Here is a 17,690-nt window from a genome sequence, read left to right on the forward strand (position 1 = left end):
AGCCTTTCCTTAATTTGTAGTTAAGGAAATTAACCTAGCTTGTAGAATGACTAATTATCTTAGATGTTTTTAAGAATTGTTTCAATCCAACTAAAAATACGCTCATTTCCAATCAGTTTAGCTCCAACCTGGCAGTGAAATTCAGCTCCTTCTTCAGAGGTAAACATCATGTAGTCTTTTTTACATAGAAGGTTTTCATACAAAGGTTTTGCTTGTCCTCCAAGTAATCCATCATTTTCGGCATCGAGAACCAGCGTAGGGCACTTGATTTTTTCTGCTATTCCTTTTAGATAGAATTTATCACCCTTTAAAACCAATTCAGCTGGATTGTCAGCTCCAAATACATACATTCCATGTGAAATAGCCCATCTCGATTTTGAATTAGTCTTCATTTCATCATACAAAGATTTATTAAGTTTATCAGGATTAGAATGTGCAAAGTTTACAAGTTCTTCTCTTGTGGTATCTGTACCATGTACATAACCTCCTAAAAAATCATATACTCCTCCATTTGCAATGCAGGCTGCAATACGGTGTTCAAAAGCAGCAGCTCTTGGAGCAAGATAACCGCCTAGGCTTTCTCCCCATAAAACAATTTTATCTGGGTCTGTTTCTGACCTTGAAATCAAATAGTCTACAACGGGGATAACTACTTTCTCATAATCGTGTCTGAAAAATAAGTTCTGTTTTCTAGCAACCTCACCCTGTCCTGGTCCCTCAATAGTTAAACAATTCATTCCATGTTCCAGTGCTGTCATGGCTAATCCATAGAATTCTTCCTTTGTACCATCAAAACCAGTCATAGCAATTAATACAGGTTTTGGCTCATTTGAATTTTCTAATCTGTAATAGTGACCTGGAAGTGTTGTACCCTCATATTGAATTTCTACTCTTTCAATAAATGGAGTATTAAGCTTCATAACATACGAAAAACATTCAAGACTTAACTCATATAGTTCATTTATTTTAGAATCATTTGGATTTTCGTGCATATAGAATTCAGCTGTTCTGTAATAGTTAGAGGCTCTAAGATAGGCTTTTTTAGCGCTAACCATATGCTCTTTTAAGTAGCAGTCATCAGCAATTTTATGAAGCCTTTGTGCTGTATTGCTCCATTCATCACACCAGTTTTTATAATCTCCTTCTTTTATTCTTTCAGCAGTAGAAATAACTTCTCCGATGTCAGAAGCTCCAAAAGTTGATTCTCCAAGTAATCTTATTAGTTGAAATGCAAATTGGTCGTCATTAAAAATTAAATTTTTCATTTTCTTTCTCCTTTATAGTCAAAAGTCGAATAACTATTCGCTTTATTGATTATAGTCTTGCATTAAATCATTGTCAATAAAAAACGAACAATCATTCACTTTCTATTGACAAAAAAAATTTATACTATAAAATGATAACTATACTAAACTAATTATTTGATTAATACTTGTTATTGAAAAGGAATCGCTAATTAATAATTAAATAACTTAACACAATAAACAGTACTAGTACGAAAGGAATGAAAATATTTGTGGAAAACAGGAGAAATTCTAGAAATTTGAAACAAACCAGAGCTTTTAATACAAAAGAAAAAATATCAGAGACCGCTTATAAGCTCTTCTGCGAAAAGGGGTATTACAAAACTACTTCTATTCAAATTGCAAAAACTGCTGGTGTTTCAATAGGTTGTTTTTATTCTTATTTTAAGAATAAGGATGTAGTATTTTTGGAAATATTAGATTTATATAATAGGGACTTTTTACAAGTAACTAATCAAATATCAGACATGTTAGAGCAGTATAAAAAAGATAAAAAAGGGTGGCTATTTTCTATCATAAATAAGTTGATAGATATTCACGAAGCCTCAAAAGATCTTAATAAAGAACTTAGTACGCTCTACAATTCAAATTCCACAGTAGCTTCTGTACTTGATGAGCAACATAATAAAATAAAACGATTTATTATTGATTTTTTGAAAAAGTACAAAAGCGATGTTAAAGTAGATGACATAGATGCAGCAGCTATTATTGCATATGATATTATTGATTCGATTGTAAATAGAATTGTTTTTGATAAAAAAGATATAGAGCCTGATAGAATATTGCAAGCTGGAATTGAAGCATTAAATAAGTATTTATTTGAATAATAGCATGAATTAATTTAATATATTTTCTACTAAAATTGTACCATTTGAGAATATAAAGCTAAACCTTAAAGACAGTTAATAAAAAAAATGTGCCAATACAGTAAAAAAGCTGCATTGGCTCATTTTATAGTTAATCAATATTTTTTTGCTGCCTTATTATCCTTTGTATACTTTTCAAGGATAAAAAATATTTTTTAGATAAATCTTGGGAACTATGACCCGCAAAATAGTCTTCATAAATCTGTGTATTGCGTGTATATAATTCTTGGCGGATAGATGTCCCCGCTCCCCATTCCTTTTTATTGCTTGATTTTCTTGGAATATAAATAAATTCACCATCTACATATTCCTGCACCTTTTCAATCAAATCATTAGGTAGTATATAAATTACTTTGTTATAGCTCATTTTTGCCCTCCTAAAGGTTTTGTTTCTATTAGGAATAGCAAAGGCTATAGTTTTAATTGCTTGTTGCAATAGCCTTTGCTATGCAACAATAACGATTGGATTAAGCATATACTTCAAACCTCCTTTTACATGATCTTGCAAATTATAATATCATACTTATATTACCACAAATTCCAACACTAGCTATTTAATAAATAGAAAATTACACTAAGTTTAACTTTGAAGCTTTTTATGTAAAAGGCATTATAATCTTTTTATGCTAAAAAATTGCTGTTTCATGCCACATTTATTGTAATTAATTCAAATTTAATGTAAGCTAGGAGTATAAGAACAAATTACTTAATAATAGGTTTGTTGTTAATTAATTAATTTGTAAATAAAAAGTATAGTGAGGAAGAACGAAATGGGAAAAAAGAAGGAATTTAATAGGTATAATATTCTTTATATAATTATGCTAGCTATATTTTTAGCAATAGGTGCAAAGTTATATTATTTACAAATTTTCAAAGGAGATTATTACAAAGCGGAGGCTGAAACTGTTAATTCTGCAAAGCTTGTAACAGTAGCGGCACCAAGAGGACTCATAACAGATAAAAACGGAATAAAACTTGCGACTGAAGTACCGGGTTATAACCTTACATATACAAGTACAACTGATAAAAGTAAGGATAACAAACAACTATTTACAACACTACAAAAAGTATTTAAAATTTTAGATGATAATAAAGAAGTTCAGACAGACAGTTTTGAATTAAAGATTAATCCATACAGATTTGAATTTACTTCAAGAGACGCTAAAGTAAAACAAGCCATGTTGTTAATGTTTTTAAAAAATAGGCACTTCCAAGATAATATATTAAAAGTAAATTTTAAAAACAGAAAAGAAGGAGAATTAAGCAACTCTGAGAAAACTATGCTTAATAATGAGCTTTTAAAATTAACCCCAGAACAAATATATAATAGACTTCTTGCTGATTATAAGGTAAAAGATGGAATCGAAAGTTTGAATATAAAAGCAACTCCAGATGTAATAAGAAGATACTTAATTGTAAAAGACAGCATCAAAATGAACTTTTATTCTGCTAATAAATCAATTAATGTAGCAACTAATATAAAGAAAGATACTTCACTTATATTTGAGCAAAGTCTCTCAGAATTGCAAGGTTTTAAAGTGGAAAATCAGCCTATGAGGGAATACCCTTATGACCAACTTGCATCATCAGTACTAGGATATATTAGCAAAATAAACCCTGCTGATAAAGCGAAGTACGAAGCAAAGGATTATGACACAACTGTAGATTATGTTGGAACTGCTGGAATTGAAGCCGTAATGGAGAGTAGTCTTAAAGGGACTAATGGAGAAAAAGATACAAATGATGATTCTGTAGCAATAATTAAAAATACCGCTCATACTAAAAAAGCGGTTCCCGGAAAAAATCTTCAACTTACATTAGATGCAAATTTGCAATATGCTACAGAAACCTCTTTAAATAGTGTAATGAAGAGATTACAAATTCAAGGAATATCTGGTTCTGATAGTATGGATGTATCAAATGCTACAAGAGGTGCAGCTGTTGTCCTAGATATTAATAATGGTGGAGTACTATCACTTGTAAGTCTACCAGGTTATAATCCAAATGATTTTTCTACAACGCAAGGCTTAACTGAGGCTCAATCACAAAAATATTTTAATCCAGATTATGAAAAAATGGCAAACGCTGATGGGATAAAAGATTTAACCGATTATATGTTTCCAATAGACAAAAGTATAAAGGGAAATACAACCATTAGAATGGATAAATTTGATTATTATCCAAAGTACCTATATAACTATGCAACTATGTCACTTATTCCTTCTGGTTCCACATTTAAACCAATGACTGCAATTGCTGGGCTTGAAACTGGAGTTATAGATGCTAATTCCACCTATGATGATAGAGGTGGATATGATATGACGGGCAAAGGTGGAAGTGAAGGTAGTAAATATTGGAACTCTTTCTCATCAGATGGTACACTCGGTGTCGTAGATGTAGTAAGTGCAATAAGCAGATCCAGTAACCCATTTTTTATGAATGTAGGTCAGAAATTAAGAGAAAAATTTGGTGATGATGTTTTAGCTAAATATGCATGGATGTTTGGCCTAGGAGCTAATCCTGCATCAACGAGTCCTGGTACTGGAATAGAATTAAATGAAAATTTTGGACAGGTATATAATACAACATCTATGAAAAGTTTGTCAGCATCACAAGCTATTTATACTATTGAGGAAGATTTAACTAATGGATTAGGGGGCACATTTCCTCAGATAGATTTATATGATAGGGATGGAGATAATCTTATTGTTTATGATGGAAAAAAACTTTCAGAGATAAAAGTTCAAATTAAAAATTATATAAAGGACTCTGTAAAAAATGGAACTTTTTCAAAGAATAATTATAATGGATTATTCAAACAATTAATTGCTACAGATCCTAAGTATAAAGGAAAGAACTTCACTGATTCTAATTTACAATCGATTATAAATGATATTAGCAAACGAGCAGTTCAGGAAGGTCATGGGTCTTTGAGTTTACCGCACAATATATTTAATGCATCTATTGGACAAGGTATGGATAGTTTCACTCCTCTTCAGATGGCAAATTATATAGCAACCATTGCCAATGGTGGGACAAGATATAAAGTTCATTTAGTTGATAACATAAAAGATTCCAATGGAAAATTAATATCTAAAACGAAACCTGTTATAATGGATAAAGCTTCTATGAGTGCCGAAACTAGAGATCTAGTTATGCAAGGCATGAATAATGCTACAAGTGCAGAGGGTGGAGCAGACGGTACAGCGAAAAAAGCACTTGAAGGTTTTCCTATACCTACAGGTGGTAAAACAGGTACAGCTCAATTTACAAAACCTGAAGTACAAAGTGAAATTGGTAGAGGTGATTATGCGTGGTATGTTGGTTATGCACCTGCTGACAATCCTAAAATCGCAATATCTGTGGTTATTTTTGATGGTGGTTACGGTGCTGATGCTGCAAAAGTCGCTAGAGGTATATATGAGGGTTATTTTAAAAATGATCCTCGAATGAAACAGTATCAAAATCAGTATGACATAAAATTAAAAAAGATTAATTAAATATAGTAACTCCCACATCATTAGATATGGGGGTTACTTGCTATTAATTATGTTAAAAGTGCTAAGTATTCGTGAGCATGCCGTACTTTTTTACAAGTTATTCACCATAATCGTTTATATTAGTATCTGATAACTATTGAAGGTATAGACTATAAAATTAACTTTAAAAACATTTACAGAGAAAAGAATAAAAGAGTTTTTGAGGCATATAAATAGTTTGAGGTGATAATCATGGGGGATTTATACGTTGAAGCATTCGATCCTAAAAGAAAAAAGTATTATTTTAATAACTGTCACGAAAATTTCTGTTATAAAACTAGGCATGGTATCTGCTCATTAGATTTAACAGAAGGTGAAATAAAGTCGATTCCAATTGAAGTACATCCAATGAAAGATAATGTTAATTATTGCAGAGATATTTATAAGTCTATAATAAAAAATAGACAACAATATCCTGTATATATTAGTAGCAATAAGTGCGATCACTATACAGTTAAGGATGGTCAGTATAGGACATGCATTGCAAGCAAAAAAGGACTAAAATTAAGGGCACAGGTATCTCAAAATGATAAGATTTGTAGTGTGTGTTATAGGGAGAATAGTATTAAAAACTCAATAAATGATATAGAAAATAGGGGAAAGAAAAATACTTTTAGAAAAACTATATTTCATAAAATATTAAAAAAAGAGCTTCAAAGTAATTTTAAGTATAGCCTAGATAAATGGAAAAAGGATTTGAGTGATTATGAATTAGAGAAAGAAAGAGACTTTAGAGAATTCTAAGAATAATAATTATAAGAAACTTTTTATATGAAAAATATAATAGTAAAAGGGTTTTCAGATACAATTAAAAACCACCTGAAGCTCAAATGGTTTTTAATTGTTATTTATTAAACCTTATACTTATCTAAAAAGTGTTTAAGTTTATCTGAAGATTTTGTAAGATTACTAATGGATAGAGCTATTTCTTGGATAGAAGAAACTTGATCTTCTGTTGAAGCTGCGACTTCTTCACTTGCAGCAGCATTTTGCTCGATAACATTAGAAATGTTATTTATTGCTTTTTCAAGAGAAATTGAATTCTTATCAATAATCTGAGTTTTATTTGAAACCTCTATAATTTTAGTACTTACCTTGGAAGTTGAGTCTTTTATTTTCCAAAAAATATTTTCTGTGTTTTTTATAGATTCAGTTTGTTCCTCCATAGATAAATGAAATTTTTCCATTTTTGAAACAGTTTCATTTATTCCATTTTGAATTGCTTTAATTAATTCTTGGATTTTACTAGTTGAGCTGCTAGATGACTCAGCCAATTTTTTTATTTCATCAGCCACAACAGCAAAACCTTTACCTGATTCGCCAGCTCTTGCAGCTTCTATGGAAGCATTTAAGGCTAACAAATTTGTCTGAGAAGAAATACCATTAATAATTTCAACAAATTCTACTATTTTAGCTGATTCTAATGAAAGATTTAATATTGATGATGAAACCTCTTGAGTTGTTGTTTTGCTATCTAGCATTTTACTATTTTGAAATTTAATACTTGAAATACCTTGTGTAACTATTTTATCTGTTTCTGTAGCTAAGTCTTTCATATAAGTAGTAGCTTCAGTGACCTTATTTAAATCGCTAGTTACACTAACTACCATATCGTTACTTTGTTGAGCTAATGCAGACTGTTTAGTTGCACCATTCGCAACGTCCAAAATTGTTTCTGATATTTGTTGTGAAGTTTTAGCGGTTTCATCGGAATTTTTAAGAATATCATTTGATGAAGAAGCAACTAAGTAGCTCATATTTTTTGTTTCTAAAATTAAAGTTTTAATATTAATTATAAACTTGTTAAATCGGACAGTTAGAATTCCTAATTCGTCATTAGAAAAAACAGTTCCCTGGATGGTAAGATCTCCATCTTCTGCTTTCTGCATAAGAACTTGAAATTGTTTTATAAACTTCTCTATGTTTTTATAAGTCCGTAATGTCATTAGTGTAAGTAAAACAATTAGACAAATGCTAATAATACTAATTATAAATAAATATAATTCTAATTGTTTACTATTGTTTTTAGATGCCAAATTGATAGTCGCTATCTGGGTAGTTGATTTATCCATTATTGTTTTAACTAAAGTATCCATATCATTAGTTGGAGGTTTATCCATTCCATTAACTAATGTATCAACAATTTTGTAGCTTTCTTTATTTGTTTTGTCATAGCTTTTCAATGCTGTAGTATAGTTAATTTGAAGTTGGTCAAGTTCGGTTGAAACCTTATCAACTAGAGGCGTATCTATTCCTAGTGAACCCATTGATGCCTTTAATCTCGCTAATCCTAATAATACCTCACTGTTATAGCTCGTAAATTGAGCAAGGTACGTATCATATTTAGATTGATCGGAACCTCTTAATAATAAATCCTTCCATGCTTGTATTTGTTTTTTATATGTTACTTGAATATTTCTAGAGTTATCAACTAAAGCAATATATTTATTTACTGTAGCTACATCATTTCTACCCTGACTCGCTGTACTATTTAATGAATTAAAAGTAAAAGCTCCCATCCCGATTATAAATATTAACATAAAAATTATTAAAAGTAATAAATTACCTTTAATGCCGCTGTTCTTCATAACTTCACCCCTATTATTATACTTTTTCTTTTGTTGTTAATATCTTTTCATTACGATCCATTATTGCATATAATAATCCTCCTTAGGTTTCTTTTTCTAATTCACCAATCCGTTTAAAAAGGGTATGCCTTACTTATTTACAATTTCGTTATAAAATATATATTTTATCATACCATAATTGCCATAAATTGAGTATACTTATATCTAAGTAACCTTTAACGTTATATAGGTTAACTTATAAAAATTTATTTTGGGAATATCAAAAAATTCAAAAAAAGTTCACACATTTTTTTATATTTTTTGATATTATATAATAATTAACTATATTTTTGAATAATACTAAAGAGAGCTACACAAAGTATAATTTACCTTACAATAATTTATCATTTAGGAGGCTGAGAATGAAAAAAAATCAAAAGAGAGTCAGTGTATTTAAACTAGTCCATACTTGTATTAAAGAAAATGAGGAGTTATATATTAAATCGGAATTACCAGAAAAAGATTTAGTGAAGTTAATAAAAGTATTGCAAACTAAAGCTGTCAGTATTGAAAAGACTTTTGATTTATGCCCAAGTGAAATGATGAATATATTACTTCAGTATGATGGTATTAGAGCATTTCCAAACGATAAAGATTTACAAGAATTGTATAACAAGAATGAGGAATATTTTAACTTTATAAAAATAGATTTATATAGTGTATGGAAAAATGGTATTGTTATAGATGATAAAGATTTGGTTGATATCAAATATATTAATCCAAATGCTTTACAAATGATAAATGATTATATTAAAAATGAACCTAAAATTCTTAGCAAACAAACAAGTTAGTTTATATTATTAAAAAGAGTTTAATAAGGGTAGTTATGAGGTTTACTATTAAATTGGTGCTTCATAACTATTTTTTTGATGGTTTTAATAGAATAATAAAGGAGTAAACTATATGATTAAATTTGATAATGTATCAAAGATTTACCCTAGTGGTAATGTAGCAGTTAATTCTTTAAGTCTTGAAATTAAAAAAGGAGAATTTTTTGTGATTATAGGACCAAGTGGATGTGGAAAAACTACAACACTTAAAATGATAAACCGGTTGATAAATTTAAGTGATGGTACAATTTATATAAATGAAAAGAAGATAAGTGAATATAATATTCATGAATTACGATGGGGCATAGGGTATGTACTTCAACAAATTGGACTCTTTCCTCACATGACAATTGAAGAAAATATAGCTATTGTACCAGAACTTAAAAAGTGGGATAAACGTAAGATTAAGGATAGAATCACAACTCTTTTGGAAAGCGTTGGTCTTAAGCCTGATAAATATCGTCATAGAAAGCCAAGTGAACTTTCTGGTGGGGAGCAGCAAAGAATAGGAGTAATTCGGGCACTAGCAGCTGATCCAGCTATTCTTTTGATGGATGAACCTTTTAGTGCATTAGACCCAATTAGTCGTAAAAAATTGCAACAAGATATTGTTAACCTACAAAAGAAGATTAAAAAAACTATTGTTTTTGTAACTCATGATATGCAAGAAGCATTAGCTCTTGGTGATAGGATTTGTGTAATGAAAGATGGCGAAATTGTTCAGTGTGATACACCAACAAATATTTTGAAAAACCCTAAAAATGATTTTGTTAAGAACTTTTTTAAGTCGGGTAATGTTTATAACACTTCTATATTTAGTAAGCCTTATCAAGTAAAGGATATGCTAGATGCTGGATTTTGTGACTCTTACAAATCAGGCGATGTTAATTTAAGTATTATTGATACTGAATCTATAGAGAACTTACTTAAGCGATTGGAAAATGAGAAAGACGTCCCAGTAAATCATTTGGGAGAAATTATTGGAACTATAAATCATGAGCACTTAATTAAATTTATCTCTCAAAAACTTGAAAAGGGTGGTGAAATCTCATGAATACACTAATTTCAACACTAATGCAGCGTAGGCAGCAATTAGGTACGGCACTTCTTGAACATATGCAGATTTCGTTTATAGCTATATTTATCGCTGTAATTATTGCAGTCCCACTTGGTATATATATAACAAGACATAAGCACCTAGCAGGACCGTTACTACAGATAGCGTCTATTTTTCAGACAATACCATCTCTTGCTATTCTTGGAATACTTATTCCACTTGTAGGAATTGGACAAGTACCAGCTGTTATAGCCCTAGTTATATATGCTATTTTGCCTATACTTAGAAATACATATACCGGAATAAAAGAGATTGATCCTATATTAATTGAGGCAGCAGAAGGTATGGGGATGAATAGACGTAAGCAACTTTTTAAGGTTCAATTACCACTTGCAATGCCTGTTATTATGGCGGGGGTAAGGACATCAATGGTACTCGTTATTGGAACGGCAACACTTGCAGCTTTAATTGGCGCTGGTGGACTTGGAGAGCTGATTCTTCTTGGAATTGATCGTAATGACAATAACTTGATCCTAGTTGGAGCAATTGCAGCAGCACTTCTTGCAATTATTTTTGATGTTTTACTGAGCTTTTTAGAAAGAGTTTCTTTGAAAAAATCAATGATAGCTATAGCGTTAGGTAGTATTATTATTGCATCCATTGTTATTGCTCCATATTTTTTTGCACAAAAGAAAGAAATTACTATTGCAGGTAAACTTGGTTCAGAGCCTGAAATACTAATTAATATGTACAAACTAATGATTGAAGATGAAACAAATCTTACTGTAAAGTTAAAACCTGGAATGGGTAAAACTAGCTTCCTTTTTAATGCTCTTAAATCAGGAGATATTGATATATATCCAGAATTTACAGGTACAGCACTTGAAACATTTGTAAAAGAGAAAGCAAAAAGCCATATTCCAAATCAGGTATACGCGCAGGCACGTATTGGAATGGATAAAAAATTTAGTATGGAACTTCTAGAACCTATGAAGTACAATAATACTTATGCTATTGCAGTACCAGCTAGCTTTGCAAAAGAACACAACATTAATAATATATCAGATTTAAAAAATGTGCAGGATAAAATTAAAGCAGGATTTACACTTGAGTTTACTGACAGGGAAGATGGGTATAAAGGTATTAAGAAGACTTATGGAGTGAATTTTGATAATATAAAAACTATGGAACCTAAACTGCGTTATACCGCCATAAAAGCTGGTGATATTAACTTGGTGGATGCTTATTCTACAGATAGTGAACTTTCACAATATAATATGAAAGTATTAAAAGATGATAAACAATTTTTCCCGCCATATCAAGGTGCACCACTTATGCTTAAGAAAACACTCCAGATTTATCCAGAGCTTAGTAAGCCATTGAATAAATTAGCGGGCAAGATTACAGAGAATGAAATGAGTAATATGAATTATGAGGTTAATGTAAAAGGTGAATCAGCCTTAGAAGTTGCAAAAGAGTACCTTAAAAAAGAAGGCTTATTAAAATAGCATATTATAACTAGCGTATAATATAATAAAGATAGATGTAAAAACAAATATCTAGGAAATAAGCAAGTTAATGGAGGGTAATTATGTTAAATACATTAATAATTTATGAAGGTAGGTATGGTACTTCAAAAAAGACAGCAGAGATTGTAGCTTATATACTTGGTAATACTAAATTATGTACTGTAGAAAAAGCTCCAAAAAACTTAGAATATTATCAAAATATTATTTTTGTTTTTGGATTTTATGCTTATGATACTGCAAAAATGATTAAATCTTATGTGGATGTACTTAAAGAGCAGATTAGTATTAAAAAAATAGGTATTATAGGTGTAGGAATATCTAATTTTGATTTTCCAAAACAATTAATGGATTTTGCAACATTATTAAAACGAACTGAAGATATTTCTGAGTTTGTAGAAGGGGAATTACGCCTTAACAAGCTCTCACAAGAAGATTATAATTCAATTAAAATGTTTAGTGAAAAATTAGGTATGCCAGTTAAAGAGTGTGGAAATTTTAAAACAGAAAATGTAATAGCGGTGGCTGAAAAATTTATGAAAATCATGAAAACACCTAGTTTAAAAATGCCTAATAATTTACTTGCGAAAGAAATCGAAAAGTTTATAATAAATCATAATACTTGTGCATTAGCAACAGGAATAGGCACATTCGTAAGATGTACACCAATAGAGTATCAATATTATAAGGGTAACTTTTATATAATTACAGAGGGCGGAATGAAATTCAAAGGAATTCTTCAAAATAAAACTGTATCTATGAGTATAGCTGATAACTATAAAAGCATGAAAGATTTAAAAGGGTTACAGATATCAGGGTTAGCTATAATAGTACCCTCATTTAGTGAAGAATATTTTGAAGTATTTAAATCAAAAGGGATTGAATTAAGTGCATTAGAAAAATTACCTATAGAGTTATATCTAATTAAGGTTATACCACAAAAATTTGAGTTCCTAAATGCCGACTTTAAGAAAAATAACTTTAACTCTAAACAAGTGCTTACATGTTAAAGTATGCTACCCTTTGATGTAATAACACGTACAATGCAACCTTTAGAAAAAAAGGATATGGGATACAAAAAAATAATGCTTAAGTTAATTTCATTGATATTTAAGGGGGTTAAAAATTGATGAAATCTAATAAAAATATTGAATTTAGAATTCTAAAGGCTATTCTCTGGATATATATAATCTTATGTATTTTAATAGCTGGATTAAATTATGGATATGCAAGTAGAGCCACACCCAAAGTAGCATCATTTATAACGTGGCTCTGGCAATTTTATGAAAACTGGGTAAAAACTTTATTCATAATTATTGGTAGTTTCCTTACAATTAGAATTATTGGAACTTCTAAAAGGTCAGTAATGAGAAAAAGAAACCTAATTGGATTTATAGTTTCTGCACTAATCGTACATATTACTGTTCCTATACTCCTTAATAACAAAGAATTATATTTCTTTGCCATGCCATTGCCGTGGACAACGATACCATTACAGCTACTATTTCCAAAATCGTCTTTTTATCTTAGTAGCTATCCAATTTGGGGAGAAGCTGGTATATCAGCTGCGCTTATATTTTATGTCTGTGTCAGCAGTGTTGTTTTAGTAGGAACCTTATTATTTGGCAGGAGATTGCAATGTTCAACCCTATGTTTGTTTAATGGGTTTGCTTCGGAAGTATTTGATCCGGTAATTCCTCTAATTGGGAAAAATAAAAAAATAAATCCAATAGTAATTAAAATTTTTTCAGTTTTAAGATGGTTGTTTCTATTGATTTCAGTGTTTTTTACTGTTTGGTGGATTTTGTTATTATTAGGAACACCAATATCAGGAAATTTCCAGATGATTAGTAAAATTGAAAATTATAAGTATCTCACTACGGAACTGATGATAGCAATGTTTTTTTGGGTGGCTTTTATTGGTAGAGGTTATTGTTATTATTGTCCATTAGGAACAGTCTTATCTTTCCTTGGAAAAATAGCTGGTCAACGAATTATTACAAGTAAGTCAAAATGTATACAATGTGGCCAATGCAATTTAGCATGCCCAATGTCGATTGATATTAAGGCCAATGCTCAAAGCGGTGATGATGTAATAAATATTCGTTGTGTTGGCTGTGGGCACTGTGTAGATGCTTGCCCAGTTAAAACATTGGGTTATTCAACCAGATTTTCAAATTGGATATTAAATAAGATAAAATAAGAAATTTCTTATTTTATGTTGTCAAAATTAAAAAAAGAGTAATATGTAAATTATATTACTCTTTTTTGGTACAATATACGTATTTGTTTACTTTGTGGATATAGATCATTACATTAAGCAGTATCTTTATTTACTAATTTGTATATTCTCCAAGTTTGTTTGAATTTTTTGCTGTATTGTATCAGCCTGCACTTGAGTAATTACTTTACTTTTAACTAATGAGTTTAATCCATTAATTACATTAGTGTTATTTGTTGTCTCAGTTTGGTTTGTTGAATTTGTTGTGCCTGTTCCTGTTACTGTTCCTGTTCCTGTTGTATCTTTTGTACCTGGTGTCCTTGTTGATTCTGTTGTACCTGTGGATCCTGTTGCTCCTGGTGTTCCCGTTGTTCCTGTATTAGGTGTTGCTACATTACTATTATTTGTGACTGAACCTTGTGACATATTCTTTGTTATTGCTGAAAGTACCTTTTTCGATTGGGTATTTGTTATTGTTTTTGCAGTAACTAGTTCCTTAAGAGTATTAGAATAAAGTTTTTTCATTGATGCTGTTGACATAGATTGGTTAGATTTATTAATTTGGTTGCTTCTATTAGTATTATTCATTGGCGCTTTAGTAGAGTTACTCATATTACAGCCAGTAAATAGTAAAATAGTCATACTAACACTAATTAATGTTAAAGAAATTTTTGTATTTTTCATTTTTATCCATCCTCCATGTAAATTTTTTTATTACTTAATTATGATTAGGATAAATGTATGGAAATATACTTTAAATGAAAAAATAAAGCTCAAAGGTAAATCTAATTGATATTGGGGTTGCTTGTGACGAAATAGAATAAAATTGTGTCATAAATAATAAATAGAGATAATTACTACAAATAATAAAAATGAAATTACTATTAAATAATATATTACAAGTTCATCATAAAATATATATTCATAATGTATAAGAAACGCTTTGATTATAGAGCTGGTATATCTTTGGCGTTTACATCAAATTTAATACAATTATGATTATATCCTGCTTTAGTAACGATATTAAGGATAGCGGCCTCATTATTAATATCTTTTAATCTTATATCAACTGTATCTGTTTGCTCCATAAAGCCTACCCATAGTATAAGAATTAATTAGGTAATCTTTTAAATAAATAATGCAAAAATAGAACTGCTACTGATAACTTATATTTTTTCTCAATGGAAATGGACTTTGTATCATCCATAAAATTTTGAACATCCTCTAACTCAAGTTTTGCATATATCGCTAAAGTTTCGTATTTGATTTCAAACTCACTTATTAATACATCGATTACTCCTTTAATTCTATCGTCTTCATTTATCATCAATATCCCATCAGATAGCATATAAATCATGTTTGATAAATATGCAGGCTCGGGAATATTTGAATTATTTTTTCCATCCATAAAATCTTTTAACCATACATAATCTATTCCAGTTATTTTACTCAAAGATTTTAATTCGATTTTAAAATTTTTAATCATATTTTGTATGTCTCCCCTAATAATACAATCAGTCTGATTTATATTTTTACTTACACTTTGTCTTACAATATCTATATCCATATCCATATCCATATATATTCACCTTTACTTCCATAAAATTTTAAATGTTTTTCAATATTTGATTGTATATATTCAGCTATAGAGCTGGTATATCTTTGGTGTTTACATCAAATTTAATACAATTACGATTATATCCTGCTTTAGTAACGATATTAAGGATAGCTGCCTCATTATTAATATCTTTTAATCGTATATCAACTGTATCTGTTTGCTCCGTAGTACCAATCGCGGTTATTTTATATTCTGTCATATAATCCTCTAATAATACATGTATATTATGAAGAGAGTTAAGTGAAGTTTTTTGAAGAGAAAAAATGACACTATCATTATTAACAATTGATTTATAAGTTTCTAAATTCTTATTTGAGACTAAATTGACATGTAACAATCCTTTACTGTCTAGGTAGCTGCCAGCATAATCATCAGGAAATGACTTATTAGTTGGTGATATTTTAAAGCTAGCAGTCAATTTTTTGGAAGAACTTATACTCTTATCATATACAGTTTGAGATTGGATATGAGGGGATACCTTAGGTAACTCGGAACTTTTTGAAGGTTTAGAGCTACAGCTAGAAAAACTTAAAATTAATACTGAACTAACCAAAGTAACTAACAATATTCTTTTTATCATTAAGTTGAAATCCTCCCTTCATTATTCTTATTTCCTAATATTGATATACACTTAAAACAAGCACCACAATATCATTAGATATAGGGGTACTTGTCTTGAACTTTTATTCTGTTCATAACTTTAATTTATTGCATATTTTTTTGTTTTAGTTCTGATAATCATGCCAATTATAAGTCCAATTAATGCAGGAAAAAAAGCAAAAAATAAACTTAGTATTTCAAATGTGCTAAATACTGCAAATGGAATTATTATGCCGAGCAGACCAACAAATACAGGATAACACCAAAATAAATAACCTTTTTTTATACTAATGATAAGGGAAACAATTAGAGTTGTTAAAGGCATTACAATGTAAAAATTAAGCATACAATAACCCATTTCATCACCCTTAGACAGAAATACTCCAAAAATATAAATTGCCCCAAAAATCAAGGCAGAAATTCCATAACATATTATTGAGATTTTTTTCGATGAATTAATATTGTTCATGGTTACACCTCCTTAAAACAAAATATAATGTTACATCAACATTAAATATAATTTTGATATAACATTATATATTGGATTATACCATAATTACCATAAATTTATCACATTTACAATTTCTTTATAATGGATTGTTGAGGTTTTATAAAAGCTTCGTCTACGTAACATGCAACAAGGAACACCTAACTTCGTTGTTTGTTCAAAATTTAGATCCTGATGGAGCAACGAACCCCCCTGCCTCCATAGTAAGATTCCACACCATTATGATAAACGAAGACATTGCCATAGCGGAAATCAGCAAATATGGCACCACCGAGTTTTCTAATCTCAGAAGGTGTTTTCAACCAGCTCGATGTTTTCGTATCGAAATTTCCAAGTTTCTGCAGATCTCGATATTGGGTTTCCGTTAAAAGCTCGATGCCCATGGTAGCCGCCATACCAATAGCGCTATTTTCCGGTTTATGTTCTTTCCTTGACTCCAGTGCTTCACGGTCGTAACAAATATGTCTACGGCCTTTAGGACTTTCCGCTGAGCAATCATAAAAAATGTATTTGCCCGTCTTATTATCATGACCAACAACATCTGGTTCACCGCCAGTTAATTCCATTTCGTTGAGTGACCACAGTTTTTCAGTATTAGCCTCCAGCTTCGCTTCTAATTTAGCCCATTCAATAGATTTATGGCGGTTCATATTTTTCTCAAAACGGGATTTCAATGCTCTGAGTAGTTCTTCACGTTGTTCTGGTGACAACTCCCTTTTTTTATATTCCAAAATGAAACCTCCTCGTAATTAAGTTTTTATATTATTTATTATCTCTCTAAAATACTATAATACAACATATAAAATATTATATCTCAGAGGTTTCTTATCATCAATAATCGTTATATGTTAACAATTACCTTTATATATAAAAAATTAGGATAGAGATTTAGCTATATGACCCTATACCAACCTGCATTATATGTAAGGGGGTTCAGCTAAAACATGATAAGGAGGTGAAGAAAAATATAGATGTTCATCGTTCATCTTATCTT

At 30.1% G+C, this 17,690-nt stretch carries 17 protein-coding genes; 8 read left to right on the forward strand and 9 right to left on the reverse strand.

Annotated features, from left to right (window positions below):
- Nucleotides 1-59 precede the first annotated feature (59 nt).
- The gene (locus A7L45_RS07520) at nt 60-1,265 is read right to left on the reverse strand and encodes an alpha/beta hydrolase family protein (protein WP_071612208.1); all 1,206 of its coding nucleotides are present in this window, start codon (nt 1,263-1,265) and stop codon (nt 60-62) included.
- A 278-nt stretch (nt 1,266-1,543) separates the two neighbouring features.
- Here A7L45_RS07520 and A7L45_RS07525 point away from each other — a divergent pair, with 278 nt between their 5' ends.
- Nucleotides 1,544-2,131, forward strand: coding sequence for a TetR/AcrR family transcriptional regulator (locus A7L45_RS07525; RefSeq protein WP_224616724.1), 588 nt, complete (start codon nt 1,544-1,546; stop codon nt 2,129-2,131).
- A 130-nt stretch (nt 2,132-2,261) separates the two neighbouring features.
- Here the strand turns inward: A7L45_RS07525 and A7L45_RS07530 are convergent, their stop codons facing one another.
- Nucleotides 2,262-2,537: a CD3324 family protein gene (locus A7L45_RS07530; protein WP_071612209.1), complete on the reverse strand. Its 276-nt coding sequence runs from the start codon at nt 2,535-2,537 to the stop codon at nt 2,262-2,264.
- A 403-nt stretch (nt 2,538-2,940) separates the two neighbouring features.
- Here A7L45_RS07530 and A7L45_RS07535 point away from each other — a divergent pair, with 403 nt between their 5' ends.
- Complete coding sequence (locus A7L45_RS07535) at nt 2,941-5,670, forward strand: peptidoglycan D,D-transpeptidase FtsI family protein (protein ID WP_151553331.1); 2,730 nt, start codon at nt 2,941-2,943, stop codon at nt 5,668-5,670.
- Nucleotides 5,671-5,901: 231 nt separating this feature from the next.
- Nucleotides 5,902-6,453, forward strand: a complete 552-nt coding sequence (locus A7L45_RS07540; protein WP_071612211.1) for a hypothetical protein — start codon at nt 5,902-5,904, stop codon at nt 6,451-6,453.
- A 107-nt stretch (nt 6,454-6,560) separates the two neighbouring features.
- Here the strand turns inward: A7L45_RS07540 and A7L45_RS07545 are convergent, their stop codons facing one another.
- Nucleotides 6,561-8,297 carry a methyl-accepting chemotaxis protein gene (locus A7L45_RS07545; protein ID WP_071612212.1) on the reverse strand — a complete coding sequence of 579 codons (1,737 nt, stop codon included), beginning with the start codon at nt 8,295-8,297 and terminating at the stop codon, nt 6,561-6,563.
- 401 nt (nt 8,298-8,698) lie between these two features.
- Between A7L45_RS07545 and A7L45_RS07550 the strand changes: the two genes are divergently transcribed.
- The 5 genes from A7L45_RS07550 (at nt 8,699) to A7L45_RS07570 (ending at nt 13,952) form a co-directional block, all read left to right on the forward strand.
- Entirely contained in the window at nt 8,699-9,127 is a 429-nt protein-coding gene (locus A7L45_RS07550; RefSeq protein ID WP_071612213.1) for a hypothetical protein, read from the forward strand.
- Nucleotides 9,128-9,239: 112 nt separating this feature from the next.
- Entirely contained in the window at nt 9,240-10,220 is a 981-nt protein-coding gene (locus A7L45_RS07555) for an ABC transporter ATP-binding protein (RefSeq protein WP_071612214.1), read from the forward strand.
- Nucleotides 10,217-11,731, forward strand: a complete 1,515-nt coding sequence (locus tag A7L45_RS07560) for an ABC transporter permease/substrate-binding protein (protein WP_071612215.1) — start codon at nt 10,217-10,219, stop codon at nt 11,729-11,731. The genes A7L45_RS07555 and A7L45_RS07560 overlap by 4 nt, the downstream gene beginning before the upstream one ends.
- A gap of 83 nt (nt 11,732-11,814) precedes the next feature.
- The gene (locus A7L45_RS07565) at nt 11,815-12,759 is read left to right on the forward strand and encodes a flavodoxin domain-containing protein (protein ID WP_071612216.1); all 945 of its coding nucleotides are present in this window, start codon (nt 11,815-11,817) and stop codon (nt 12,757-12,759) included.
- A gap of 119 nt (nt 12,760-12,878) precedes the next feature.
- Nucleotides 12,879-13,952 carry a 4Fe-4S binding protein gene (locus A7L45_RS07570; RefSeq protein WP_071612217.1) on the forward strand — a complete coding sequence of 358 codons (1,074 nt, stop codon included), beginning with the start codon at nt 12,879-12,881 and terminating at the stop codon, nt 13,950-13,952.
- A 126-nt stretch (nt 13,953-14,078) separates the two neighbouring features.
- Here A7L45_RS07570 and A7L45_RS23140 read toward each other — a convergent pair whose 3' ends face one another.
- The 6 genes from A7L45_RS23140 to A7L45_RS07595 all read right to left on the reverse strand — a co-directional run bounded on the left by A7L45_RS23140 (nt 14,079) and on the right by A7L45_RS07595 (nt 17,427).
- The gene (locus A7L45_RS23140) at nt 14,079-14,654 is read right to left on the reverse strand and encodes a hypothetical protein (RefSeq protein WP_071612218.1); all 576 of its coding nucleotides are present in this window, start codon (nt 14,652-14,654) and stop codon (nt 14,079-14,081) included.
- A gap of 263 nt (nt 14,655-14,917) precedes the next feature.
- Complete coding sequence (locus A7L45_RS23145; protein WP_169829574.1) at nt 14,918-15,058, reverse strand: hypothetical protein; 141 nt, start codon at nt 15,056-15,058, stop codon at nt 14,918-14,920.
- Nucleotides 15,059-15,081: 23 nt separating this feature from the next.
- Nucleotides 15,082-15,549, reverse strand: a complete 468-nt coding sequence (locus tag A7L45_RS07580; protein WP_372445155.1) for an HTH domain-containing protein — start codon at nt 15,547-15,549, stop codon at nt 15,082-15,084.
- Between the two features lie 64 nt (nt 15,550-15,613).
- Complete coding sequence (locus A7L45_RS07585) at nt 15,614-16,168, reverse strand: hypothetical protein (protein WP_071612219.1); 555 nt, start codon at nt 16,166-16,168, stop codon at nt 15,614-15,616.
- A 120-nt stretch (nt 16,169-16,288) separates the two neighbouring features.
- Complete coding sequence (locus A7L45_RS07590) at nt 16,289-16,657, reverse strand: hypothetical protein (RefSeq protein ID WP_071612220.1); 369 nt, start codon at nt 16,655-16,657, stop codon at nt 16,289-16,291.
- A 203-nt stretch (nt 16,658-16,860) separates the two neighbouring features.
- Nucleotides 16,861-17,427, reverse strand: a complete 567-nt coding sequence (locus A7L45_RS07595) for a DUF4256 domain-containing protein (RefSeq protein ID WP_151553330.1) — start codon at nt 17,425-17,427, stop codon at nt 16,861-16,863.
- Nucleotides 17,428-17,690 lie beyond the last annotated feature (263 nt).

The sequence above is a fragment of the Clostridium estertheticum subsp. estertheticum genome (genome assembly GCF_001877035.1).
Lineage (GTDB): Bacteria > Bacillota > Clostridia > Clostridiales > Clostridiaceae > Clostridium_AD > Clostridium_AD estertheticum.

Excerpts from the sequence above, each read along its gene's own strand:
- A7L45_RS07520 (WP_071612208.1), bottom strand. The coding sequence starts at position 1,265 with ATGAAAAATTTAATTTTTAATGACGACCAATTTGCATTTCAACTAATA.
- A7L45_RS07530 (WP_071612209.1), bottom strand. The coding sequence starts at position 2,537 with ATGAGCTATAACAAAGTAATTTATATACTACCTAATGATTTGATTGAA.
- A7L45_RS07535 (WP_151553331.1), top strand. The coding sequence starts at position 2,941 with ATGGGAAAAAAGAAGGAATTTAATAGGTATAATATTCTTTATATAATT.
- A7L45_RS07540 (WP_071612211.1), top strand. The coding sequence starts at position 5,902 with ATGGGGGATTTATACGTTGAAGCATTCGATCCTAAAAGAAAAAAGTAT.
- A7L45_RS07545 (WP_071612212.1), bottom strand. The coding sequence starts at position 8,297 with ATGAAGAACAGCGGCATTAAAGGTAATTTATTACTTTTAATAATTTTT.
- A7L45_RS07550 (WP_071612213.1), top strand. The coding sequence starts at position 8,699 with ATGAAAAAAAATCAAAAGAGAGTCAGTGTATTTAAACTAGTCCATACT.
- A7L45_RS07555 (WP_071612214.1), top strand. The coding sequence starts at position 9,240 with ATGATTAAATTTGATAATGTATCAAAGATTTACCCTAGTGGTAATGTA.
- A7L45_RS07560 (WP_071612215.1), top strand. The coding sequence starts at position 10,217 with ATGAATACACTAATTTCAACACTAATGCAGCGTAGGCAGCAATTAGGT.
- A7L45_RS07565 (WP_071612216.1), top strand. The coding sequence starts at position 11,815 with ATGTTAAATACATTAATAATTTATGAAGGTAGGTATGGTACTTCAAAA.
- A7L45_RS07570 (WP_071612217.1), top strand. The coding sequence starts at position 12,879 with ATGAAATCTAATAAAAATATTGAATTTAGAATTCTAAAGGCTATTCTC.
- A7L45_RS23140 (WP_071612218.1), bottom strand. The coding sequence starts at position 14,654 with ATGAAAAATACAAAAATTTCTTTAACATTAATTAGTGTTAGTATGACT.
- A7L45_RS23145 (WP_169829574.1), bottom strand. The coding sequence starts at position 15,058 with ATGGAGCAAACAGATACAGTTGATATAAGATTAAAAGATATTAATAAT.
- A7L45_RS07580 (WP_372445155.1), bottom strand. The coding sequence starts at position 15,549 with ATGGATATGGATATGGATATAGATATTGTAAGACAAAGTGTAAGTAAA.
- A7L45_RS07585 (WP_071612219.1), bottom strand. The coding sequence starts at position 16,168 with ATGATAAAAAGAATATTGTTAGTTACTTTGGTTAGTTCAGTATTAATT.
- A7L45_RS07590 (WP_071612220.1), bottom strand. The coding sequence starts at position 16,657 with ATGAACAATATTAATTCATCGAAAAAAATCTCAATAATATGTTATGGA.